The organism is Marinospirillum celere, assembly GCF_900112235.1.
GTDB lineage: Bacteria > Pseudomonadota > Gammaproteobacteria > Pseudomonadales > Halomonadaceae > Marinospirillum > Marinospirillum celere.
Map to the genome: position 1 here is coordinate 366,275 of NZ_FOLH01000004.1, position 22,304 is coordinate 388,578.

The following is a 22,304-nucleotide window of genomic DNA, read 5'->3' on the forward strand; positions in this document are numbered from 1 at the left end:
TTCGGGTCAGGTTTCAAAACGGCTCAGTTGGCTATTAAGTTGACCAACTTCTTGACGAATCAGTTCACTGGCTGTGACAACCCGCTCGGCTTCACCACGGTTATGATCAGCAATACCTGCAATATGTACGATACGTTGGTCAATGTCTTGAGCAACCTGATGCTGCTCTTCTGCTGCTGCCGCAATTTGGGTATTCATTCCTCTGATTTGATCAACCGCTTCAACAATCGCATCCAAGGCTTCGGTGGCCTGATGGACCTGATCAACATTTTCAGTGGCTTCATTGGAATAGTGGATCATTGACTCGGCAGCCCGGCTGGCTTCTGATTGTAGATGGACAATAATGGTGTCAATTTCTCCAATGGAATCCCGGGTACGGCTTGCCAGATTGCGAACTTCATCAGCCACCACGGCAAAACCACGCCCTGCCTCTCCGGCTCGGGCCGCTTCTATGGCCGCATTCAAAGCCAGAAGGTTGGTTTGTTCGGCAATACCCGTGATCACTTCCAGAACCTTGCCTGCTGATTGGGTTTCTTCACGTAATTGGTGCAGGCGATCAGCACCCTCTTTTAAGTTGCTTGATAAATTTGAAAGCTGGTCAGAAGTACGTTTAACCAGTTGTTGACCAGATCGCGCACGTTCATCGGCTGAATCCGCCGCTTCTGCAGCACTGGAAGCATGGCTGGCCACCTCGGCTACGGTTGCTGTCATTTCATTCATGGCGGTAGCCACCTGATCCAGATCCTCGTGCTGCTGACGAATACCTTCACCCGTGGTATGGGCCGCTTCAACCACTTCTTGCACATGCTGGTTGGTGGTTTGGCCGGTGATTTTGGTTTGTTCGAGCAGATTAACGATTTCATCCTGCATACGGTTGTAGGCAGTGAACATCTGACCAATTTCATCTTCTTTATAGGTGACCTGCAAACGCCGGGTGAAGTGGCCTGAACCGACTTGCTGCATGCCTTTTAGTAACACCTGAATATTATCCATCAATTGGCGCATACCGAAGATTCGACCCAGAACAACCAAAACCAGGATGGCTGTGACACACGCAAAGGCCAGCCAAGCCAGGAATCTTTGAGTACTTTCTGCCTTCCGTGTCATAAGAGTAACGGCTTGATTCATTTCTCTCAGCAGAGTGACTGACTCTTGTTCGAGCTGTTGAATATTACTTGAATTGGGATTGTTCACTACTTCTTGTAGCGAGTCTTGTATTTGTTGCCAAAGATCATCGACCCGCTGCATTTGCTGTTGAATTTCCGGGTCATCTATTGCACTGATATTGCGCTCTGGATTGCCCTGGATCAGATCCTGATGAGCCTGTTCAAACTGACGCTGAGTTGCGTTTAAAGTGGCTTGATCGCCAACCCCTTGTGTCAGCAGCAAGGCTTCCTTGGTCATCTTTTGACTGAGCATGCGTTGAGCACCAGCGACATTGATAGTCTCTGGAGAAACAGAAAGGCTCATAAACAAGGAAGCGGAGGCAGTGGCAGCCAAGATAAAAATAAGAGCATAGGAGAACAAAAACTGCCGATCCAGGGTTTTCAAACCCAAGCTTCGCAAGATAACCGAAAGGAGCTTTGCAATTTGCTGATTCATAAGAAAAACCTTGAAGATGAAAGAAAGATTCAAACAGGAGCTAACTATACCTGATCTTTAGGTTTTATCTTATGCGCGACATCAAGCCACGAAGAGTCAAGTTGCTTCTTGCAAGCGACAGTTTTCCCCTTCAATTTCCTGAAGTTCCCGTGTTTTATCCAGAGTTTTGCGCAGTTGGGTAATTTCCTTGCGGTGGGCGGTGCGTAGTTGTTTACGCAGTTTGCCCATGACAAAGCGGCGTAATTCCTGGTCGGTTTCCAGTAGTAGGCCGGGTACAGGAACAGGTTTTTTGGTTTCTTCGTCAACGGCGACCATGGTGAAGTAGGAGGTGTTGGTGTGTTTGACGACATCTTTTTTGAAATCTTCGGAAATGACCTTGATACCCACTTCCATAGAGCTTTTGCCGACATAGTTCACGGATGCAAAAAGGGTGACCAGTTCCCCGACTTCCACCGGGTTGACGAAATCCACGGAATCGACCGAGGCAGTGACACAGTAGGCCTTGGCATGGGTGGCCGCACAGGTGTAGGCAATCTTATCCATCAGGGACAGCAGGACGCCACCGTGTACCTTGCCGCCAAAATTGGCATAGGAAGGAACCATCAGTTCCTTGAGAATCACTTGGGAGGACTGAACACTTTTGAATGGGCTGGAATCAACCATAAAAATTTCCTTGAGACGAGGCCAGAAAAAAGCCGCCCCTGAGGGCGGCAAACACAGCAATTGACTGTTAGTGCTTCTTACCGGGGATTATTAACCGGCTACTGCAGCTTCCTGCTTACGCTCTTCCGGGGAAGGCGTGCGAATCAGGTGGTCAAAAGCACTCAAGGCTGCAGTTGAACCGGCACCCATAGCAATGATGATCTGCTTGTAGGGCACAGTGGTGGCATCGCCCGCAGCAAAGACACCAGGCAGGTTGGTAGCACCCCGGTTGTCGATTTCAATTTCACCAAAGCGGCTTAGCTCAACATCTGAATTTTTCAGCCATTCAGTGTTGGGCACCAGGCCGATCTGAACAAAGATGCCGGCGGCGTCCAGCTGTTTGCTTTCACCACTGGTGCGGTCTGTGTAGGTCAGACCTACAGCTTTCTGGCCGTCACCGCGGACTTCGGTGGTCATAGCATTGGTGATGATTTCCACATTCTTAAGCGAGCGAGCTTTGGTTTGCAGTACCTGGTCGGCTTTCAGAGTGTCGCCAAATTCAAGTACAGTCACCGATTCAACAATACCGGCCAGATCGATGGCGGCTTCGATGCCGGAGTTACCACCACCGATAACGGCGACTTTTTTACCCTTGAACAGGGGGCCGTCACAGTGAGGGCAGTAGGCCACGCCCTTACCACGGTATTCCAGCTCACCAGGCACCTGCATTTCTTTCCAGCGGGCACCTGTAGCCAGAATCACGCTGCGGGTTTTCAAGGTCGCGCCGCTTTCCAGGCCGATTTCAATATATTCGCCCTGCTTAAGGCTGGCTGCCATTTGTTCGGTCACGATGTCGACATCATAGTCTTTAACATGCTGCTCCAGGTTGGCGACCAGCTTGGGGCCTTCGGTGTAGGGAACCGAGATAAAGTTTTCAATGCCGACGGTATCCATCACCTGGCCACCAAAGCGTTCAGCCACAACACCTGTACGTATGCCTTTCCGTGCAGCATAGATGGCCGCAGAAGCACCTGCAGGGCCGCCACCGACAACCAGAACTTCGTAGGGCTCGCGCTCGTTGAGCTCAGCAGCACGGCGCTCACCAGCACCCGAATCGAGCTTGTTGACGATTTCATTCAGAGTCATACGGCCCTGGCCGAAGTGCTCGCCGTTCATATAAACAGAGGGAACGGCCATAATTTGCTTTTCTTCCACTTCATCTTGGAAGAGGGCGCCATCAACCATTTGGTGCGTAATATTTGGATTGATGGTGGCCATTAAATTCAGCGCTTGAACGACATCGGGGCAGTTCTGGCAAGACAGCGAAATAAAGGTCTCAAAGTGATATTCGCCGGGCAGATTACGAATCTGCTCAAGCACTTCCGGCTCGGCCTTGGAAGGGTGGCCGCCCGCTTGTAATAGGGCCAGTACCAGGGATGTAAATTCATGGCCCATCGGGATGCCTGCAAAGCTAACGCGTGGCTCCTGACCTTCAGCTGCTATGGCCAGGCTGGGGGTGCGCTTGGCTGTGCCTTGTTCATTAAGGCTGATTTTGGGAGACAGCTCGGCAATTTCACCAGCCAGCTCCTGGAGTTCTGTAGCTTTGGGTTCACCGTTACTGGACACGCTCAGCTCAATCGGGGTGACGATCTTCTGTAGATAAGTGTCCAGTTGCTTCTTAAGATTGGCGTCTAACATATGCGTGTCCTTGAAAAATAAAGAGAAAAGCGGGGTTCAGATCCCGCCAGCCCGAAGGCTGACGGGTGAAGCTGGCTTTAGATTTTGCCAACCAGGTCCAGAGAAGGAGTCAGAGTGGCTTCACCTTCTTTCCATTTGGCAGGGCAAACTTCGCCAGGATGGTTGCGAACGTACTGAGCCGCTTTAACCTTGCGCAGCAGGTCGTCAGCATCACGGCCAATACCTTCAGCAGTGATTTCCATCGCTTGAATAACACCGTCTGGGTCGATCAGGAAGGTAGCACGATCAGCCAGGCCAGCACCTTCGCGCATTACGCCGAAGTTGTTGGTGATGTTGCCGGACTGGTCACCAACCATGTAGTAGTTGATTTTACCGATGGTGTCGGAAGAGCTGTGCCAAGCTTTGTGGGTGAAGTGGGTGTCGGTAGAAACAGAGAAAACTTCCACGCCCAGCTTTTGCAGTTCTTCGTACTTGTCTGCAACGTCACCCAGTTCAGTAGGGCATACAAAGGTGAAGTCAGCTGGGTAGAAGAAGAAAACAGCCCACTTACCTTTAACATCAGCTTCGGTGATTTCTACAAATTCGCCCTGTTTGAAAGCAGTGGCGCTAAAAGGTTTGATTTCAGTGTTGATTGCTTGTGGCATCAAAATACTCCTTGATTGAGGTTGGTTGAAAGCCCGTTTAATTGACAGGGTTTATACTATAGGGGTTTAGGCAATGTTTGAAATTGATTAAACCCAACAGCATGATTGGCATTACCTATGAGTTGATAAGGACACGCAATGCCAGCACCTTTAACGACGGAACCCTCTCTAGATTTGCTAGAAAAGCCACCAGACAAAGTCATTTTGCTGGTTATAGGGACGTGGGGCCTAAACCGACAGGATTCAAGTGGTGCAGCTCTAAAAGCAGGTGATTCAGTCGCTTCCTTGTTCGGCTCAGGGTAAACTTAGCCCTTTTATTTGACCTTTATGTTTCAGGGAGTTTGTCATGTCGCTTGCTCAGGGCCGTCTTTATATCCTCTCCGCGCCCTCGGGGGCGGGTAAAACCAGCTTGGTTGCCGCGCTACTGGATCAGCTTCCTCATCTGGAAGTATCTATCTCTCATACTACTCGTGCCCCACGTCCGGGCGAAGAAGACGGCAAAAACTATCACTTTGTTGAACGCGAGGCTTTCCAGCAGTTGGTTGAACAGGGTGCCTTTTTTGAGTCGGCAGAAGTTTTTGGTAACTACTACGGCACCTCGCAGCAGGCCGTTGAAGAGCGCTTGGCTGCGGGAGTGGATGTCATCCTGGAGATAGACTGGCAAGGTGCGCAGCAGGTCCGTAAGAAAATGCCCGAAGCGCTGAGCATTTTTATTTTACCGCCCTCTCAACAAGCCCTGCGTGAGCGCCTGCAGGCACGAGGGCAGGATACTGCCGAGGTAATTGAAGGACGCATGCAGCAGGCTATTAGTGAAATGAGCCACTACCCGGAATATGACTATTTAGTGATCAATGATGACTTTACCCAGGCCCTCGCGGAACTGAAGGCAATTTTTGTGACTCAAAGATTAACCCTGCAAAGCCAGGAGCAGTGTCAGGCGGCTCTTCTGGAAGACTTACTAAAGTAAACTGGGCCTTGTTGTCTTTGCCTTGGCTCCGCTACAATAGCCGGTCTGGTAAAAATTCCTCCGCTAGCGATCAGGTGTACCTCCATGGCTCGTGTAACTGTTGAAGATTGTCTTGAAAATGTAGAAAACCGCTTTGAACTGGTGATGGTTGCCACTCGTCGCGCACGCCAGCTAACCTTAGGTGGAAAAGATCCCCACATCGGTTGGGAAAATGACAAGGCAACAGTGGTCGCCCTGCGGGAAATTGCTGAAGGCCACACGGATGTATCCATACTCGATGAAGCTGAAGTCAAGGCTGTAGAGGCGCAGGAAGAACTTCAGCAGCAGGATTACTGATTCCATGCTGCCCATTGCCCGCCGCTTTTTCAGTCTTTGATACCTGAGGTGGGTAATGAATACCATTGAGGATCTTTGTGATCGTTTGAAAGGCTATCTACCTGCTGATGAAATTCAGCAGGTTAGACGTGCCTACTATTATGCTGAGCAGGCGCATGATGGACAGCGCCGCAGCTCGGGCGAACCCTATGTGACCCACCCCCTGGCCGTAGCCACCATTCTTGCGAATCTGCACCTGGATCACCAGGCGCTGATGGCCGCTCTCCTGCATGATGTTATTGAAGATACCGGAGTTGGCAAAGAAGCAGTGGCCCGTCAGTTTGGTGAGCCGGTTGCCGAACTGGTCGATGGTGTTTCCAAGCTCACCCAGATTAAATTTGAATCCAAAGCTGAAGCCCAGGCTGAAAACTTTCGCAAGATGGTTTTGGCTATGGCTGAAGATATCCGGGTCATTATCGTCAAGCTGGCTGACCGCTTGCACAATATGCGGACTTTGGGCGCTCTCAGGCGTGACAAAAAACGCCGTATTGCCAAGGAAACTTTGGATATCTATGCCCCGATTGCCAACCGTCTTGGGATCAACACGCTCCGTTTAGAGCTGGAAGATTTGAGCTTTCAAGCCATTTACCCCATGCGCTACGAACGTTTGCGCAAGGCCGTGTTAAGCGTGCGCGGGCACCGTAAGGAAGTGGTTAAAAAGATTCAGCACCGCCTGCAAGAAAGATTGGAAATGGAAGGCCTGCAAGGGCGTGTTATCGGGCGTGAAAAGAATCTGCTCTCGCTTTATCGCAAGATGAAGCATCAGAGAAAGTCCTTTAGTGAAATTATGGATGTTTACGCTTTTCGTGTATTAACCGAAAGCGTTGATGATTGTTACCGTGCCCTGGGCACCGTGCATAACACCTACAAGCCCGTCCCTGGCCGCTTCAAAGATTACGTGGCGATCCCCAAGGCTAATGGCTATCAGTCTCTGCACACGACCCTCTTTGGTTTGAGTGGCATGCCCATTGAAGTGCAGATACGCACCCGTGAAATGGAAGCCATGGCGAATAATGGTGTGGCCGCTCATTGGCTTTATAAAGCCGGGCAGACCGATCGCCCAATTGCTGAAGGCAGTCACGCACGGGCGCGCCAGTGGGTGAAGGGCTTGCTGGAAATGCAGCAGCGAGCTGGGGATTCACTGGAATTTATTGAACACGTCAAAGTCGACCTCTTCCCGGATGAAATCTATGTCTTCACCCCCAGTGGTGAAATCATGGAGTTGCCTAAGGGCTCCACGCCGGTTGATTTTGCTTATGCGGTGCACACCGACGTTGGTAATGCCTGTGTTGCCTGTCGAATTGACCGCAAGCTGGCTCCCCTGTCAGCCAGCATCCAAAGTGGTCAAACTGTTGAAATTATTACTGCCCCAGGTGCGCGCCCCAATTTAGCCTGGTTGTCTTTCGTGACAACCGGCAAGGCACGTTCCGCAATACGTCATTATATTAAGCAACAGCAACGCAGTGACTCTGAGGCCCTGGGTAAACGCTTACTGGAAAAAGCCCTGGCCCAGTTTGAGGTGCGTTTGGAAGACCTTACTGATGACAGAATGGCGCTTTTGCTTCAGGAAATGGAAGTTAACAGTCAGGAAGAGCTGCTCGAAGCCATAGGTTTGGGTAAGCGGATGGCCTACATGGTTGCCCGGCGTCTATTGGATCATGACACCCTGGAAAGGGTCCCTGAAACCTTGGCTGAAGGCAACATGATCATCCATGGTACTGAAGGTATGGTAGTTAGTTTTGCGCGCTGTTGTCGGCCCATTCCTGGAGATTCCATTTTAGGGCATATCAGTTTTGGTAACGGCATCGTGGTTCACCGTTATAACTGCAAAAATTTACAGGACATTCGTGATAACCCAGATAAGTGTGTTGGTCTTAACTGGGCAGAAGTGACCGAAGGTGAGTTTAGTGTCAATTTGAAGCTGGAAATTGAAGATCAGCGCGGCATTATTGCTCGCATCGCTACCCTCATTACCGAGATGGATGCCAACCTGGAGCGTATCAGTGTTGATGAGCGGGATGCCAAGCTATCAACTCTGACTTTAGAGCTTTCAGTTAAAAATCGAGTGCATCTGGCACGAATCATGAAAAAACTGCGGCTGATACCGGAAGTAAGCCGCGTTGTTCGTTTACGTTGATTAAATTATTTAACAGGAGTTACCCATGAGTAATCGTGCAGTGATCACTACGGATCAAGCCCCTGAAGCAATAGGCACCTACTCCCAGGCTGTGAAGGTGGGGAATACAGTTTACCTTTCTGGTCAAATTCCCCTGGTTCCAGAAACCATGGAAGTTATCGCAGGTGATTTTGAAGCTCAGGCCGTTCAGGTCTTTGAAAACCTGAAAGCAGTCTGTGAAGCTGCAGGCGGCAGTATGGATGAAGTGGTCAAAGTGAACCTCTACCTAACGGATTTGGCTAACTTCGCGACAGTGAACGAAGTGATGGCCCGTTACTTCAGCAAACCCTATCCGGCCCGTGCTGCTGTTCAGGTGGCGGCTCTACCCAAGGGCGTAGAATTTGAAGCGGAAGGTGTTTTGGTTATCGGAGACTAAAGTACTTGAAGAAATCCGCTCTGATCGCTTGTTTGCTCGGCTGCCTGCTGGTGCCTGCGGCCAATGCCGAGGTGGTTGAAGGCAGTCAGTTTTGGCGTGCGGCTGTAGTGGGCACCCTGGGTTTGACGCTGGCCGTTAATCCCTTGGGTGCGGATTCTGCAACTGTAGAAACGGGCTATGGTGAAGAGGTTGCCGCACATCGGCTCGCCTGGCGCTGGCAACTGCAAGAGCACCCGCTCACCACTTTTCTGACCGTGGAAGTTCATGGTCAGGTAGCACTGGAGTACTGGGATGGTCAGTCAGCAGAGCAAAACCGCGACAGAAATAATCTTCTGGTTTTAACGCCAGTATTCAGATTGCAGCCTGCTTCAGCCTGGTTGCCTTACCTGGAAACATCTATTGGGGCTGCTTTGATGTCCGCCAGCAGCTTTCCGGCAACGGGCCATAATTTTGGCCAGAACTACCAGTTTGAGGACACTCTGGCTTTGGGTTGGATGCTTGGCCGGGAGGGGCGCTGGGATCTCGCCCTGCGCTATCGCCACTATTCCAACAACGGCATGTCGCGGTCTAATAATGGAATTGATTTCAATACCCTGGCAGTGACCTACCGCTACTAGTCTTCTGAATCTTTGGGATTGAAGTCGTCTGCACTCATCATATGGCCCAGCTTGCTGGCTTTGGTGTCCAGATAGCCTGCATTGTGCGGATTCATGCCCGTTGTCAGTGGTAAGCGTTCTTCCACCTGTAGGCCGTAGTTCTCAAGGGCAGCAACCTTGCGAGGGTTATTGGTCATCAAGCGCACTTTCTGGATATTCAAATGCTTTAACATTGGGATGAGCATGGAGTAATCACGCAGATCCGCAGCAAATCCCAGTCGTTCATTAGCTTCAACTGTATCGGCTCCAGCATCCTGCAGGTGATAAGCCCGGATTTTGTTAAGCAGGCCGATACCCCGACCTTCCTGCCGCAAATAAAGCAGGGCGCCGCGGCCTTCTTTGGCAATACGTTTCAAGGCTTCCTGAAGTTGAAAGCCACAGTCGCAGCGGAGTGAAAAAAGGGCGTCACCAGTTAAACACTCTGAATGGACACGGGCCAGCACGGCCTGGTCCTCTTCCAGGTCGCCCAGAGTCAGGGCAAGATGTTCCTTGCCGGTTTCTGAGTCTTCAAAACCGTGCATGGTAAAAGTCGCCCAGGGCGTGGGTAAACGGGAAGAAGCAACAAAACGCAGGCTCACGGGTGGATTTCTCTCAGCTGATGGCGAATTAAACCGACTATTCTACTAGGTTGCTGCTGATTCGGCAGCAGCTGATACAAGTTTTTGTTTAGATATCTGTTCATCAGGCTACAATGGGTAGATCAATTTGCAGGTGCCTTTTCTTTGAAAGGGCAGTTTACACCTCTGACTCTGGGAAGTCTTATGACAGAACTGAAAAATGACCGTTTCCTCCGGGCCCTGGCTCGTCAGCCCGTTGATAAAACTCCTGTATGGATGATGCGTCAGGCGGGGCGTTATTTGCCCGAGTATCTGGCAACTCGCAAACAGGCGGGTTCTTTTATGGATCTCTGCCGGAATACTGATCTGGCCTGTGAAGTTACCTTGCAGCCCTTGGAGCGCTTTGATCTGGATGCTGCGATTCTTTTTTCTGACATCCTGACCATTCCGGATGCGATGGGGTTAGGCCTATATTTTGTAACAGGGGAAGGCCCCAAATTCCGCAAAACAGTGCGTACCGCAGCAGAAGTTGATGCTCTGCCAATTCCTGAGGTGGAAAAGGATTTGGACTATGTCATGAATGCGGTGAGTCGTATTCGTCAGGAGCTGAATGGCCGGGTTCCTTTGATCGGCTTTAGCGGCAGCCCTTGGACTTTGGCAACCTATATGATTGAAGGTGAGGGTAGCCGAGAATATCGCCACGCCAAGGCCATGCTTTATGGGCAACCTGATGTCATGCACCAATTACTGGATAAGCTGGCGCAAACAGTGACAGCCTATCTGAATGCCCAGATCCGGGCAGGTGCTCAGGCTGTGCAGATTTTTGATTCCTGGGGTGGCAGCCTGAGTACACCAGCCTATGCCGAATTTTCCCTGCGCTATATGGAGCAGATCGTGCATGGTCTGATTCGCGAACATGAAGGCCGCAAGGTTCCGGTGATTCTGTTTACCAAAGGGGGAGGACAGTGGCTGGAACAGATGGCTGCAACCGGAGCCGATGCTCTAGGCTTGGACTGGACCACAGAACTGGGTAATGCCCGTGCTCGTGTCGGTAACCGGGTTGCTTTACAAGGTAATTTTGATCCCAGCGCCCTCTTTGCGCCCCCTGCTGCGATTCGGGCCGAAGTGGGCCGTATTCTGGACAGCTATGGCCCTGGCAGTGGGCATGTCTTTAATCTGGGGCACGGGATTAATCAGCATGTGCCGCCTGAACATGCCAAGGCCTTAGTGGATGCGGTGCATGAGCTGAGTGAACCCTTGCACCAGAAATAAAAGGTTGCTGGCTGGAAATGTAGCTCTTTGTTAGAGTTGAGTAACCTGGCTTTACTCAACTCTAGTCACCTACGGAGGTGAAAAATGCTGGATGCAAAAGAATCCCAGGCTCTGCCCAGGCTGACCGCTGATTTTCTGGATAGCTTTATGGGAGTGACCCCGGCCGACAATCCTGCCCGGTATAAGGATACCCGCCATTGGTTGAGTGAATTCAATGGCCTGTGTTTAAAAAACCTTTTTGCAGCCAGCCAACTTCAGGAAAACCTCTGGTCACCCTATGGTGTCCCTCGCGAGCTGTTTACCGGTTGGTTGAGGCCCTTGGTTAAAGCCAGTCAAGAGGCAGCCAGTCAAGGCCGTGACCCTGACCTGGTAGCACAAGACAATCTTCGCATAGAAGCAGCCTATGCCTCCAAGCTGCGCAGTTTACTGATTGCTTTGACTTCTGAAATTGATGCCAGTGATGAAGAAAAACTAGCTAAGAGTGATTATCTAACCCGTCAGGGTAAAAAACTGATTTTTGACCGTGACCAATGTAACTGGGCTTGTCAAACCCCTGCTGGACAGACTTGGCTGCTCGGCCAGCTGCTCAGTTTGCAGACACTGGAATGGCAGTATCACAGCTATGGGCAGACGCGCCTGCGTGCTATGAAGAAGCTGTTGCGTTCACTTTTACAGGTGATTGCCAACGAGCCCCTGAGTGAACTCAAGCGTAACCCTTACCGTAAACCCTCTCCAGAAGGAACACCCAGGCAATCGGATGAAGACTATCTGCTGGACTGTGAGTTAAGGCTTTTGGCGCTTTTGGCGCATGATGCGATAGATATCCGGCGCTTTGCCCTGGAGTCACCTCATGCGCGTCTGGGGGCCTGCAAGTGGGAAACAGTACCTGGTTCAGAAATTTATTCGGTCAGGCTAAGGCATTACCTGAGGCCAGCTGGTGTCAAGCCCAATGGCAAGACCCTTTATATGGCCAGCCCGATGATTAACCGTTGTGAGATTTTTGATTTGGCACCGGAGAAGTCGGTTGTTGAGGGGATGCTCCAACTGGGTTACGACGTTTATATGGTGGATTACGGTAACCCTGGCCCGGATCAAAGCCAGCTAGGTCTGAGTTTCTATGGCAAGACGGTTCATGATAACTATTTGAACCTGATTACAGAGCGTCACCCAGAACAGCATATCGAAGTTATGGCCTACTGTATGGGAGGCACTCTCTTTATGCCTTACCTGGCTCGCCGTATCGAAGAGGCTGAGCATGGCGGTAAGGATATTAAAATACGCCAAGTCGTACTCATGACCACCCCCATTTTCTTTGATGATGAAACCAGTGGTCATCAGCCCATGCGTAACCTGATTCGCGAGTCTTATGACTTTTCTATCATGCAAACCTTCTTTGGTAACAGCAACCTGCCACCCCAGACTATAGAAGCGGGCATGCATGCGATCCAGCCAGGCGTTACCTTCAGTGTGGCTGAAGGTTTTTATGCGCGAGCCAATTTTCATGGTGCCTTGGACGATGCTGCGCCCTTCCTGCACTGGCTGAACTCAGGAACCCGCTTCCCGGTTAAGGCACACCGCGAATGGATTGAACGGATTTTCATCAACAATGAAATTTGGGAAGGTGAGTACACGCTACCTTCCAGTATCAAGGCGTTGGATGCTAAGCCTGTGGATATGGATGCACTCAACCGCGCAGATATCGCTATTTTTGATTATCGCGGCCAACGTGACCCCATCGCCCCCGTGGGTTCTTGTAAAACCAGTGAGCGCTGGGGTCGTAAAGACAATGTGCAGATGACTCGTGGCGGCCTAAACAGGACGATCGAGAAGAACATCGGTCATATTTTCGTGGTCAGTAAAAAGCTCCTGGGTGAGTACTTGGAAACGGTCGCTGATTTTCTGGCTGATGAGCCACCGGCCTATCAACCCGGCAAAAGAACCGAGTCCTCAGCGAAACCAGCAGCCTCACCGGCAGCTAAAAAAACAAGCCGTAAGCCTGCCACTGGTCGCCCAGCTACAAAGGCAGGCTCTACTCGAGGGGCGGCGAGTAAGAAAACAGGTCCCTCAAGCTGACCGTCAATTACTTGTCTCTAGGTACCCGCCCCATCAGGTAAAACTCCTGGTTGGGTGGTGTGCCTGTCAGGGAGACCATCCGATTCGACAAGCCAAAGAAAGCGCTGATTGCGCCTATATCCCAGATATCCTCCAAAGTGAAGTCGAAAGCGAGCAACTTAGCTTTCCATTCTTCATTCAACTCGCCGGCTTCCAGGCCAATATAAAAAGCAAAATCCAGCATCACCCGGTGACGTTCACTGATGGGTGAAGTGCGATGATTGACAGCCAACTGGTCTGCCAATACGGGATTTTTGCTATAAATCCGTAAAATTGCACCATGGGCGACAACACAATAAAGGCAGCGATTGCGGGCACTGGTTGCAACCACGATCATTTCTTTTTCTGCTGGGGTCAGCGTATCTGAGTCTCTTTCCATCAGTGCATCATGGTAGGCAAAAAAAGCACGAAATTCGGCAGGACGGTGAGCCAGCATCAAAAATACATTGGGCACAAAACCGGCTTTTTCCTGAACGGCCAAGATGGCCTCTTGAATATCCTGGGGCAGATCTTTGATTTGTGATTCTTCGGGTAGATCAAAATGAGGGCTAAGTTCTGTCATGGCTTTACCTTTTTTTATTTTGGTTGAGTTTATATGCCGTGGCGCGCAACTGAGTCGGTGAGTGGCGTGAGGGGCTGGGTGCCGCTATGTCAGGCTGTCAACAGCAGGATGTTGTGTCGACCTACATGGAAGTAGGAAGTGCAGAAATTCGTCTGGAACGAATTCTGCCAGAGCCAAGCGGTGCGCAGCACCCTCTCTGCAGAGAGTGTTATGTAATCAGTTGGAATACAAGCATAAAAAATGCCCTGGCAGTCACAAGACTGAGCAGGGCATAGGGTGTTGCGATTAGGCTTAGCTGGCGGCTTTCAGAGCCTGATCCAGATCGGCCAGGAGATCATCAATATGCTCAATGCCAACCGATAGCCTTACCATGTCGGCTGTGACGCCTGCGCTGGCCAGTTCTTCATCATTCAACTGGCGGTGGGTGGTGGCGGCGGGAATGGATGAGCAGCTCTTGGCATCGCCAATGTTGACCAGGCGAGTGAAGAGTTGCAGAGCATCGTAGAAGCGAACGCCTGCTTCCTTGCCGCCTTGGATACCAAAGCTGAGAATACCCGAGGCTTTACCATCGAGGTATTTCTGGGCCAGGGCATGGTCTTTATGGTCAGACAAGCCTGCATAGTTAACCCAGCTAACTTGCGGGTGGTTTTTCAGATAGTCAGCAATCTTTTGGGTGTTTTCGCAGATGCGTTCGATACGCAGGGCCAGAGTTTCCAAGCCCTGAAGTAGATTCCAGGCGGCTTGCGCAGAAAGGGCAGCACCCATGTTGCGCAGGGGCACGACGCGGGCACGGGCAATAAAGGCTGCTTCACCCACATCGCGGGTATAAACCACGCCGTGATAAGACACATCCGGCTCATTAAGCTGGGGGAAGCGGTCAGCATGCTTGGCCCAGGGGAATTTACCGGAATCCACAATCACGCCGCCCACGGTGGTGCCATGACCGCCGATGTATTTGGTTGCTGAATGGATAACGATATCGGCACCCTGCTCAATGGGACGCCAGAGGAAGGGCGTGGCGACGGTGTTATCAACAATCACTGGAACACCGTTACGATGGGCGACTTCGACCAGTTTTTCCATATCCACCAGGCTGCCGGAAGGGTTGCCGATGGATTCACAGAAGACGGCCTTGGTTTTGGCATCAATGAGTTTTTCAATACCGGCAAAATCATCTTTGTTGGCAAACCTGACCTCAATGCCCTGTTGCGGTAGAGTATGCGCAAAGAGGTTATAGGTGCCGCCATAGAGTTCGCTGATGGAGACAATATTGTCACCTGCAGCAGCAATGGTTTGAATGGCATAGGTAATGGCCGCCATGCCGGAAGCCACAGCCAGACCTGCCAGACCGCCTTCTAACGCAGTGACACGCTGCTCAAGCACAGCGCAGGTCGGGTTCATGATTCGAGAGTAGATGTTCCCTTCCACTTTGAGATCAAAAAGGTCAGCGGCATGCTGGGCCGAATCAAAGCTGAACGAAGTTGTTTGGTGAATGGGAACGGCGACGGAATGTTGGTCATCAGGTTGATAGCCGTGGTGGAGGGCCAGGGTTTCGCGTTTCATGTCAGTATCCTTTGCTTTTATTGGGTTTTTGATTTTTGGTTATATTGGTGTCTTTTCTTATAACTGTCAACTGGGTTGGATGACGAGCTAATGGCAAAACAAAAGACAGCTTATGTCTGTATAGAGTGTGGTTCAGAATACAGTAAATGGCAGGGCCAGTGTTCGGCTTGTAAGGAATGGAACACTATCCAGGAAGTGCGTTTGGGTACTGCTTCTGGAGGGGGTGCCAGGCCTTCATCAATGCGCACGGGTTTTGCAGGCCAGTTGACTCAACAGGTACAGGATCTTTCCGAGATTAATTTGGAAGAGTTGCCCAGGTTCTCGACGACCTTCAATGAGTTTGATCGGGTACTGGGTGGTGGCCTGGTTCCTGGTTCTGCTGTGCTCTTGGGCGGGCATCCCGGTGCCGGTAAATCCACGCTCTTGCTGCAAACCGCCTGTAAGCTGGCGCAACTGATGAAGGTGCTTTATGTCACTGGTGAGGAGTCCTTACAACAGGTGGCTATGCGTGCCCAGCGTCTGGGTTTGCCGACTCAAGGGCTGAAAATGCTGGCCGAAACCAGCGTTGAAAAACTCCTGGCGGTTGCTGAGCTGGAAAAACCCCAGGTGCTAATAGTGGATTCCATCCAAACCATGCAGTTGGAAGATCTGCAGTCGGCGCCGGGTGGTGTGGCTCAGGTTCGCGAATCTGCCGCTTATTTAACCCGTTTTGCCAAGCAGTCCAACACGGTGCTTTTTCTTGTGGGTCACGTGACCAAGGATGGCTCTCTGGCCGGTCCCAAAGTCTTAGAGCATATGATTGATGCTTCCTTGTTATTGGAAGGAGATGGTGATTCACGGTTTCGTACCCTGCGTGGACAAAAAAATCGTTTTGGAGCCGTCAACGAACTGGGTGTCTTTGCTATGCTGGAAACAGGGCTGAAGGAAGTGAAAAACCCTTCAGCGATTTTTCTGTCACGCGATGAAGAGCCAGCGGCGGGCAGTGTGGTGATGGCGACCTGGGAGGGAACACGCCCTTTGCTGGTTGAAGTCCAGGCCCTTGTTGATGAATCACCGTTAGGTAATCCACGTAGGGTAGCCGTTGGGCTGGATACCAACCGCCTTTCGTTGTTACTGGCTGTTTTACATCGTCATGGCGGCATTTTTACCGGTGATCAGGATGTTTTTCTGAATGTGGTGGGTGGTGTCAAGGTGTTGGAAACCAGTGCCGATCTGGCCGCCTTGATGGCAATCGTTTCGTCGCTGCGCAACCAGCCACTACCGCATGAACTGATGGTGATCGGCGAGGTGGGGCTTTCCGGTGAAATAAGACCTGTCCCTAGTGGTCAGGAGCGAATACGTGAAGCTGCAAAACATGGCTTTAAAAAAGCAATCGTGCCTAAAGGGAATGTGCCCCGTGAGACGATCGGAGGCATGCAGGTGGTGGGAGTAACCCGCTTGAGTGAGGCCCTGGAAGCACTTTGATTGGATGACAAGATGCTGGCAAAAATGAGTGGCAAAATTTTTAACCTAAAAAACTGGCAGTATCTGGTCAGTATTTTTATTTTGGTCTTGGTGCTGGGCGAAATGGCTGGTTTTTGGCCGGTTAAAGGTGTTCAGCGCCTTGAGTGGCTGAGCTATGACTTGCGTGTTCAGGCAACTTTGAGCCATGAAGAAGATCCTTCTATCGTCTTGATCGATTTGGATGAAAGAAGTCTGGCGGAAAAAGGCCAATGGCCCTGGCCAAGAGAAGTTGTGGCTGAGTTGATTGCCACTCTTTTTCTGGATTACCAGATTGACCTCTTAGGGGTGGATATTGTCTTTGCTGAACCTGAAGGCAACCAGCTGGCTTTGCAATGGCAACAGCTTCGTGAGAAATTTCCTGAATTACCTGAAGAATCTCCCTTACCTCGCGGGGATGCCCTTCTTGCTGAAGTTATTAGCCACTTTCCTGTAGTGACCGGCTACTACTTTCAGTCCAGTGTGACAGAGCAAGACCCGCCTTCTATAGGCCAGCTGCCAGCCCCTGTCGTTGTTGACGCAGACTCAGAGTTACTGGCCAGCTTGCCCTGGCCAAAACCAGAGCGTTACACGTCCAACCTGGATGTCATTCAACAGGAAGCCTGGGGTGGTGGCTTCTTTGATAACCCCTTTGTGGATGATGATGGTGTTTTTCGTCGGGTTCCTGTGTTGCAATATTGGGAGGGCGGACTCTATCCCAATTTACCCTTGGCAATGATTTATCAATTGCTCGGTGAGCCGCCTATCCAGTTGGATATTGCTGAAGGCGGTGGCATGCAGCAATTGGAAGGGATAGATGTAGGTGGCTTTAAAATTCCAACGGATGCACGGGGTGGTGCTTTGGTGCCTTGGTATGGCGGCCGCGGGCATTTTACCTATGTATCAGCGGCCGATGTGTTGGCAGGCCGTGTTGATCCTGCAAAACTGGAGGGTACCCTAGCTATTTTTGGCGCTTCGGCACCTGGCTTAATGGATTTGCGCTCAACACCTGTCGCCAGTGTTTTTCCTGGGCCAGAGATCAACGCCAGCATGCTCGCTGGTCTTCTTCATCAGAGTTACCGCGCAGAACCGGCTTATACCAATGCGGCTGGGGTCCTGCTCTTGGGTACTTTGGGGCTGGTAATTACCTTTGCCTTTCCAGCCTTGCATGCGGTTGCTGTGTTGGTTGTTAGCCTGGCTTTGATGGCAATCCATCTGGGTATTAACTTTTGGGCCTGGCAAGCGGGTTGGGTGTTGCCGGTTGCTTCTGGCTTACTGCTGCTGATTCTTTTGGCAGGCTGGCACCTGGCAATGAATTTTTATCGTGAAAGCCGTGAAAAGGGTTGGGTGACCGAGCGTTTTGGTCAATATGTACCTCCAGAACTGGTTGAAGAAATGGTGGATAGCCATGAATCTTTTGGCCTGGAAGGTGAAGAGCGAGAGCTGACCGTACTCTTTTCTGATGTGCGTGGCTTCACCTCTTTTTCTGAAGGCATAGCCCCCGCAGAGCTGACAGGTGTCATGAACCGTTTGCTAACCCCGATCACTCAAGCTATTCATGCGCATCAAGGCACGATTGATAAGTATATGGGTGATGCTGTGATGGCTTTTTGGGGCGCGCCTCTAAAAGATGAGAAACATGCCCGGCATGCCGTTGATGGTGCGTTTGCGATGCTAAAAGCTTTGGAAGAAATCAATGAAGTGTTTACCGCAGAAGGCATGAAACCCTTGGCGATGGGGATCGGCCTGAATACGGGTTACATGAATGTGGGGAACATGGGTTCCGAGTTCAGAATGGCCTACACCGTCATGGGCGATAACGTCAATTTGGGCTCACGATTGGAAGGTTTAACCAAGCCCTATGGCGTTAAAATCATTGTTAGTGAGATGACGGCTGTAGCAGCACCTGAGTATACCTATAGACGCATAGATAAAGTGAGAGTTAAAGGGCGCAGTGAAGCGGTGACTATACTGGAACCTTTGGGTTTGAGTAGTGAGCTGACTCAGGAAACCCGATCTTGGTTAGAGCGTTATGAAAAGGCTATGGACACTTATCATCGGGCAGCGTTTGGCCAAGCGAAAATTCAGTTTGAAGCGCTTAAAAAGGAAAGGCCTGAAGACAGCCTGCCAGATATTTATCTGGATAGAATCGCGCATTATCAGGCTGAGCCGCCCGGTGCTGATTGGGACGGGGTCTGGACGCATACTGAAAAATAAGCGATTAAACTTGAAAGTGAGTGCAGGGTTCCAGAACTTTGAGGCGGGTTGCCTTAAGATCTAGCTTTTCTAATTCGCTGCGAATTTCAAGTTGCTGGCTGGGTTTTAGATGTGAAAGCCAGATTTCACGAGGTGGCTGCTCAAGGTTGTTGATGAGGTCTTCAACCATGGTTGGCGTGAGGTGCTTGGAAACCTTGCCCAGCTCAAACAAGCGGTCAGGAAAGGCGCACTCGGTCATCAGGACATCCAGTTGGCCCAACTGATTAATGGTTTTAACCACTTGCTCACCGTAAGTGGTATCACCTGTGAAGGCGAGGGATTTACCTGTGTCACTTTGCAGGTGGTAGCCACAAGTGGGAACGATATGCTCCACAGGAAAAGGCGTATAGCTGATGCCCTTTACGGTGATCTTCTCACCTATTTTAACGGGATTGAAGTTGACGACTGGATTGGTTGCATTGGGTAGAGTGGAAAAGTCAGGCCAGATTTTCCAGTTGAAAATGTGCTCCTGTAGCGTGTCTAGTGCTTCTGGCAAGGCATAAACCTGTATGGGTTTTTTGATAAACTCAAACAGATTGTCAATAAGCAGAGGAAGAAAGCAAATGTGGTCCAGATGTGAATGAGTGATAAAGATAGTTTCTATCTTTAATAGCTCTTTCTGCGGCAAATTGCCGAGACCACTCCCTGCGTCCAGCAGTGTGTGCTCATTAATTCTGTAACAGGTGGTTTGCTGACCCAGCCCCATACCGCCGCTGCAGCCCAGAATTTCTACCTTCACAGTTAAAGCTCCTTGCTTCAAACCTGGGAAACAGAAGCGAGACGTAACCCAGGCAGATTATCAACGTCCACTTCATCTATTTGTTCTTCACGCAGATGTTTCTTAGCGTAATCAAGGTAGACCTTTTTGTAAACAAAAGCTGCATATAAATCAGGATCCAGGTGATTATCCTCGACCATACGGCCCATAATGGTCAGCGCCAGGGAGAGGGGCATGGGTTTTTTGTAGGGGCGCTCATGGGCAGTCAGGGCTTCAAAGACATCAGCGATCCCCATAATGCGGGCAGGTACAGACATTTGCTCGCGCGTTAGACCTCGAGGGTAGCCTTTACCGTCCATGCGTTCATGGTGACCGCCAGCGTATTCAGGCACTCTTTGCAGGTGGCGTGGGAAGGGAAGTTGTTCGAGCATATTCAGGGTATGTACCATATGACCTTCCATGATTTTGCGCTCTTCTGCATTGAGCGTACCCTTGCGAATGGAGAGGTTCATCACCTCATCATCATTGAGCAGAGGGTGGTAGTCGCCTTTAAGGTCGGTCCAGCCAGTTTGACCGAGAGCTTCAACGCGTGCAATCAGCTCATCAGCCATAAACTCACCACCGGTATTGGCACCCTGCAGGAAAGCCAAATCGTCAGCCAGCTGTTGATCGGCTTGCTGGTAATAGCTTAGACGTTCTGGGCTGAGCTCCTTGCCCTGGCGAACAGCTGCCAGCTCTTCTTTCAGGCGTTCAATTTCCAGATCGCGGCGCAGGATTTCAAAACGATCGGTGACCCAATCGATGCGATCAACGATTGTTTCCAGCTTGGTGGACTTTTCCATGACATGGTGCGGAGTGACGACCTTGCCGCAGTCATGCAACCAGGCTGCGGTCTTGAGTTCGTACATATCCTCTTCAGACATGTAGAAGTCTTCAATGCCTGGAAAACTGGCACCGCTGGCTGCTTCTGCAAGCATCAGGGTGGCATCGGGTACGCGACGACAGTGAGCGCCGGTATGAGCTGATTTGGAGTCGATCGCGCTGGCAATAACTTGGGTGAAACTATCAAACAGGGTGCGCAGTTCATCAATCAGTCGGCGGTTGGTCAGAGCAATAGCGGCCTGAGAGGCCAGAGACTCGGCAATGTCCTGATCACTATCATCAAACTCTGTTGGCTCACCCTGGCTGTCCAGTTTGTTCAATAGCTGCAAGGCAGCAATGACTTCGCCCTCGTGATTGCGCAGGGGAACCGTCAAGAAAGATTTGGATCGATAGCCGGTTTTTTCATCAAAGGCTCGGGTACCAGAAAAATCGAAACCTTCCTCATGGTAGGCATCGGCAATGCGGGCGGTGGTTTTGTTAAGCACCGACCAGGCCACAATCATGCGTTCATTGGGACGCCCATCCTCCAGGTGTAAAGGAATCAAAGGAAAGTTGTCACCCACAGGTGCGCCGCTGCCACCCAGATGAATGTTAAGCTTGTCATTCTGGACCATAACAAAGCGCAGAGACTCACCATCTGGCTCGATCATGTAGAGCGTACCTGCATCGGCCTGGGTTAGCTCGCGAGCACTGCCCAAAATCATTTCCAGTAGCTGGTTCTGATCGTTTTGTGCAGAGAGAGCAATGCCAATAGCATTTAGGCGGCGGATACGCTCATAGCTGGGATTTGATGGTGTTGCGGATGACATTGAAAACCTCTGCCTAAGATAAAAGCTTTTTGATACTAGCAAACTTATGAATAGCAAATGTGAACTAGTTCACATTTGTCGGGGGTTCATTAAATTTCAGTATAATGGTAGATAACAGCCAAGTGTAAATTTCGGTGAGGAAACTATGATCAAAGTAGCAGTGATGGGAGCAGGTGGACGCATGGGTAAGGCCTTGATTCAGGCCATCAACGAAGATCCGCAGACCGTCCTGGCTGCGGGTATTGTCGAACCGACATCCAGTCTTGTGGGCGTGGACCTGGGTGAACTGGCTGGCGTAGGTAAGCTGGGTGTGATGGCCTCAGGCAGTGTAGAAGAAGCGCTGGAAGCTTTTGATGTGCTGATTGATTTCACCACTATAGAAACCACCTTGGCGAATGCCCAGCTGTGTGCAGCGAATGGAAAGCAGCTGATTGTTGGCACTACTGGGTTGAACGACGAACAAAAAGCCCTGCTAGCAGCCGCAGGGGAAAAGACGCCCATCGTGTTTGCACCTAATATGAGTGTTGGCGTTAACCTCTGCTTTAAGCTGCTGGAAATGGCTGCTGCGGCTCTGGGCGATGATTATGATGTGGAGATCGTAGAAGCCCACCACCGGCACAAGGTGGATGCACCTTCAGGAACGGCTCTGGGCATGGGTGAAGCAGTGGCCAAAGCCCTGGGGCGCGACTTGAAAGAAGTGGCGGTTTATGGGCGGGAAGGCCATACCGGAGCCCGTGATTCCAAAACCATTGGTTTTGCCACGATGCGTGTAGGCGATGTCGTGGGTGACCATACCGTGGTTTTTGGCACCGAAGGCGAGCGCGTGGAAATTACCCACAAGGCCTCTAGCCGGATGACTTTTGCTAAGGGCGCTGTACGTGCCTGTAAATGGTTGCAGACTAAGCCTGCTGGCCTCTACAGCATGCAGGATGTGCTCAATCTAAACTAGTTCGAGCAG

19 protein-coding genes are annotated in these 22,304 nt (G+C 50.9%); 10 read left to right on the forward strand and 9 right to left on the reverse strand.

Annotated elements, in window-relative coordinates:
* Positions 1–6 precede the first annotated feature (6 nt).
* The 4 genes from BM185_RS11370 to ahpC all read right to left on the reverse strand — a co-directional run bounded on the left by BM185_RS11370 (position 7) and on the right by ahpC (position 4,586).
* Entirely contained in the window at positions 7–1,602 is a 1,596-nt protein-coding gene (locus BM185_RS11370; RefSeq protein WP_091963700.1) for a methyl-accepting chemotaxis protein, read from the reverse strand.
* Positions 1,603–1,698: 96 nt separating this feature from the next.
* On the reverse strand, positions 1,699–2,265 hold the full coding sequence (locus tag BM185_RS11375) for an acyl-CoA thioesterase (RefSeq protein ID WP_218149435.1): 567 nt from the start codon (positions 2,263–2,265) through the stop codon (positions 1,699–1,701).
* A gap of 90 nt (positions 2,266–2,355) precedes the next feature.
* A complete protein-coding gene (gene ahpF / locus BM185_RS11380; RefSeq protein WP_091963703.1) occupies positions 2,356–3,942 on the reverse strand; it encodes an alkyl hydroperoxide reductase subunit F in 1,587 nt (528 codons plus the stop codon).
* A gap of 77 nt (positions 3,943–4,019) precedes the next feature.
* Positions 4,020–4,586 (reverse strand): alkyl hydroperoxide reductase subunit C, encoded by a 567-nt coding sequence (gene ahpC / locus BM185_RS11385; protein WP_091963706.1) that lies wholly within the window; start codon positions 4,584–4,586, stop codon positions 4,020–4,022.
* A 346-nt stretch (positions 4,587–4,932) separates the two neighbouring features.
* On the opposite strand from ahpC, the gene gmk reads away from it, so the two are divergent.
* The 5 genes from gmk (at position 4,933) to BM185_RS11410 (ending at position 9,097) form a co-directional block, all read left to right on the forward strand.
* Positions 4,933–5,553: a guanylate kinase gene (gmk, locus tag BM185_RS11390; protein WP_091963709.1), complete on the forward strand. Its 621-nt coding sequence runs from the start codon at positions 4,933–4,935 to the stop codon at positions 5,551–5,553.
* An 84-nt stretch (positions 5,554–5,637) separates the two neighbouring features.
* On the forward strand, positions 5,638–5,889 hold the full coding sequence (gene rpoZ / locus BM185_RS11395; RefSeq protein ID WP_091963712.1) for a DNA-directed RNA polymerase subunit omega: 252 nt from the start codon (positions 5,638–5,640) through the stop codon (positions 5,887–5,889).
* Between the two features lie 55 nt (positions 5,890–5,944).
* Positions 5,945–8,065, forward strand: coding sequence for a bifunctional GTP diphosphokinase/guanosine-3',5'-bis pyrophosphate 3'-pyrophosphohydrolase (spoT, locus tag BM185_RS11400; RefSeq protein ID WP_091963714.1), 2,121 nt, complete (start codon positions 5,945–5,947; stop codon positions 8,063–8,065).
* Positions 8,066–8,090: 25 nt separating this feature from the next.
* Positions 8,091–8,480, forward strand: coding sequence for a RidA family protein (locus tag BM185_RS11405; protein WP_091963717.1), 390 nt, complete (start codon positions 8,091–8,093; stop codon positions 8,478–8,480).
* A 5-nt stretch (positions 8,481–8,485) separates the two neighbouring features.
* Positions 8,486–9,097 carry an acyloxyacyl hydrolase gene (locus BM185_RS11410; protein ID WP_091963720.1) on the forward strand — a complete coding sequence of 204 codons (612 nt, stop codon included), beginning with the start codon at positions 8,486–8,488 and terminating at the stop codon, positions 9,095–9,097.
* Here the strand turns inward: BM185_RS11410 and ribA are convergent.
* Complete coding sequence (gene ribA / locus BM185_RS11415) at positions 9,094–9,714, reverse strand: GTP cyclohydrolase II (RefSeq protein ID WP_091963723.1); 621 nt, start codon at positions 9,712–9,714, stop codon at positions 9,094–9,096. The genes BM185_RS11410 and ribA overlap by 4 nt on opposite strands.
* A 183-nt stretch (positions 9,715–9,897) precedes the next feature.
* Here ribA and hemE point away from each other — a divergent pair, with 183 nt between their 5' ends.
* Positions 9,898–10,965, forward strand: coding sequence for a uroporphyrinogen decarboxylase (gene hemE, locus BM185_RS11420; RefSeq protein ID WP_091963920.1), 1,068 nt, complete (start codon positions 9,898–9,900; stop codon positions 10,963–10,965).
* 84 nt (positions 10,966–11,049) lie between these two features.
* Entirely contained in the window at positions 11,050–13,038 is a 1,989-nt protein-coding gene (locus BM185_RS11425) for an alpha/beta hydrolase (RefSeq protein WP_091963726.1), read from the forward strand.
* Positions 13,039–13,045: 7 nt separating this feature from the next.
* Here the strand turns inward: BM185_RS11425 and BM185_RS11430 are convergent, their stop codons facing one another.
* A complete protein-coding gene (locus tag BM185_RS11430; RefSeq protein WP_091963730.1) occupies positions 13,046–13,639 on the reverse strand; it encodes a peroxidase-related enzyme in 594 nt (197 codons plus the stop codon).
* 291 nt (positions 13,640–13,930) lie between these two features.
* The gene (locus tag BM185_RS11435; protein ID WP_091963736.1) at positions 13,931–15,202 is read right to left on the reverse strand and encodes an O-acetylhomoserine aminocarboxypropyltransferase/cysteine synthase family protein; all 1,272 of its coding nucleotides are present in this window, start codon (positions 15,200–15,202) and stop codon (positions 13,931–13,933) included.
* Between the two features lie 90 nt (positions 15,203–15,292).
* Between BM185_RS11435 and radA the strand changes: the two genes are divergently transcribed.
* Together radA and BM185_RS11445 are read left to right on the forward strand one after the other, a co-directional pair.
* The gene (gene radA / locus BM185_RS11440; protein ID WP_091963739.1) at positions 15,293–16,666 is read left to right on the forward strand and encodes a DNA repair protein RadA; all 1,374 of its coding nucleotides are present in this window, start codon (positions 15,293–15,295) and stop codon (positions 16,664–16,666) included.
* 12 nt (positions 16,667–16,678) lie between these two features.
* A complete protein-coding gene (locus tag BM185_RS11445) occupies positions 16,679–18,898 on the forward strand; it encodes a CHASE2 domain-containing protein (RefSeq protein ID WP_091963923.1) in 2,220 nt (739 codons plus the stop codon).
* 4 nt (positions 18,899–18,902) lie between these two features.
* Here BM185_RS11445 and BM185_RS11450 read toward each other — a convergent pair whose 3' ends face one another.
* Together BM185_RS11450 and BM185_RS11455 are read right to left on the reverse strand one after the other, a co-directional pair.
* The gene (locus BM185_RS11450; RefSeq protein WP_091963741.1) at positions 18,903–19,676 is read right to left on the reverse strand and encodes a 3',5'-cyclic-nucleotide phosphodiesterase; all 774 of its coding nucleotides are present in this window, start codon (positions 19,674–19,676) and stop codon (positions 18,903–18,905) included.
* A 17-nt stretch (positions 19,677–19,693) separates the two neighbouring features.
* Positions 19,694–21,346, reverse strand: a complete 1,653-nt coding sequence (locus tag BM185_RS11455) for an HD family phosphohydrolase (protein WP_091963744.1) — start codon at positions 21,344–21,346, stop codon at positions 19,694–19,696.
* A gap of 145 nt (positions 21,347–21,491) precedes the next feature.
* Between BM185_RS11455 and dapB the strand changes: the two genes are divergently transcribed.
* On the forward strand, positions 21,492–22,295 hold the full coding sequence (gene dapB / locus BM185_RS11460; protein ID WP_177203541.1) for a 4-hydroxy-tetrahydrodipicolinate reductase: 804 nt from the start codon (positions 21,492–21,494) through the stop codon (positions 22,293–22,295).
* Positions 22,296–22,304 lie beyond the last annotated feature (9 nt).

What these genes read in the sequence shown, in the direction of transcription:
- dapB (WP_177203541.1), top strand. Translation starts at nt 21,492, where the DNA reads ATGATCAAAGTAGCAGTGATGGGAGCAGGTGGACGCATGGGTAAGGCC.
- BM185_RS11455 (WP_091963744.1), bottom strand. Translation starts at nt 21,346, where the DNA reads ATGTCATCCGCAACACCATCAAATCCCAGCTATGAGCGTATCCGCCGC.
- ahpC (WP_091963706.1), bottom strand. Translation starts at nt 4,586, where the DNA reads ATGCCACAAGCAATCAACACTGAAATCAAACCTTTTAGCGCCACTGCT.
- hemE (WP_091963920.1), top strand. Translation starts at nt 9,898, where the DNA reads ATGACAGAACTGAAAAATGACCGTTTCCTCCGGGCCCTGGCTCGTCAG.
- spoT (WP_091963714.1), top strand. Translation starts at nt 5,945, where the DNA reads ATGAATACCATTGAGGATCTTTGTGATCGTTTGAAAGGCTATCTACCT.
- BM185_RS11445 (WP_091963923.1), top strand. Translation starts at nt 16,679, where the DNA reads ATGCTGGCAAAAATGAGTGGCAAAATTTTTAACCTAAAAAACTGGCAG.
- rpoZ (WP_091963712.1), top strand. Translation starts at nt 5,638, where the DNA reads ATGGCTCGTGTAACTGTTGAAGATTGTCTTGAAAATGTAGAAAACCGC.
- BM185_RS11375 (WP_218149435.1), bottom strand. Translation starts at nt 2,265, where the DNA reads ATGGTTGATTCCAGCCCATTCAAAAGTGTTCAGTCCTCCCAAGTGATT.
- BM185_RS11370 (WP_091963700.1), bottom strand. Translation starts at nt 1,602, where the DNA reads ATGAATCAGCAAATTGCAAAGCTCCTTTCGGTTATCTTGCGAAGCTTG.
- BM185_RS11425 (WP_091963726.1), top strand. Translation starts at nt 11,050, where the DNA reads ATGCTGGATGCAAAAGAATCCCAGGCTCTGCCCAGGCTGACCGCTGAT.
- ahpF (WP_091963703.1), bottom strand. Translation starts at nt 3,942, where the DNA reads ATGTTAGACGCCAATCTTAAGAAGCAACTGGACACTTATCTACAGAAG.
- BM185_RS11435 (WP_091963736.1), bottom strand. Translation starts at nt 15,202, where the DNA reads ATGAAACGCGAAACCCTGGCCCTCCACCACGGCTATCAACCTGATGAC.
- radA (WP_091963739.1), top strand. Translation starts at nt 15,293, where the DNA reads ATGGCAAAACAAAAGACAGCTTATGTCTGTATAGAGTGTGGTTCAGAA.
- BM185_RS11430 (WP_091963730.1), bottom strand. Translation starts at nt 13,639, where the DNA reads ATGACAGAACTTAGCCCTCATTTTGATCTACCCGAAGAATCACAAATC.
- gmk (WP_091963709.1), top strand. Translation starts at nt 4,933, where the DNA reads ATGTCGCTTGCTCAGGGCCGTCTTTATATCCTCTCCGCGCCCTCGGGG.
- BM185_RS11405 (WP_091963717.1), top strand. Translation starts at nt 8,091, where the DNA reads ATGAGTAATCGTGCAGTGATCACTACGGATCAAGCCCCTGAAGCAATA.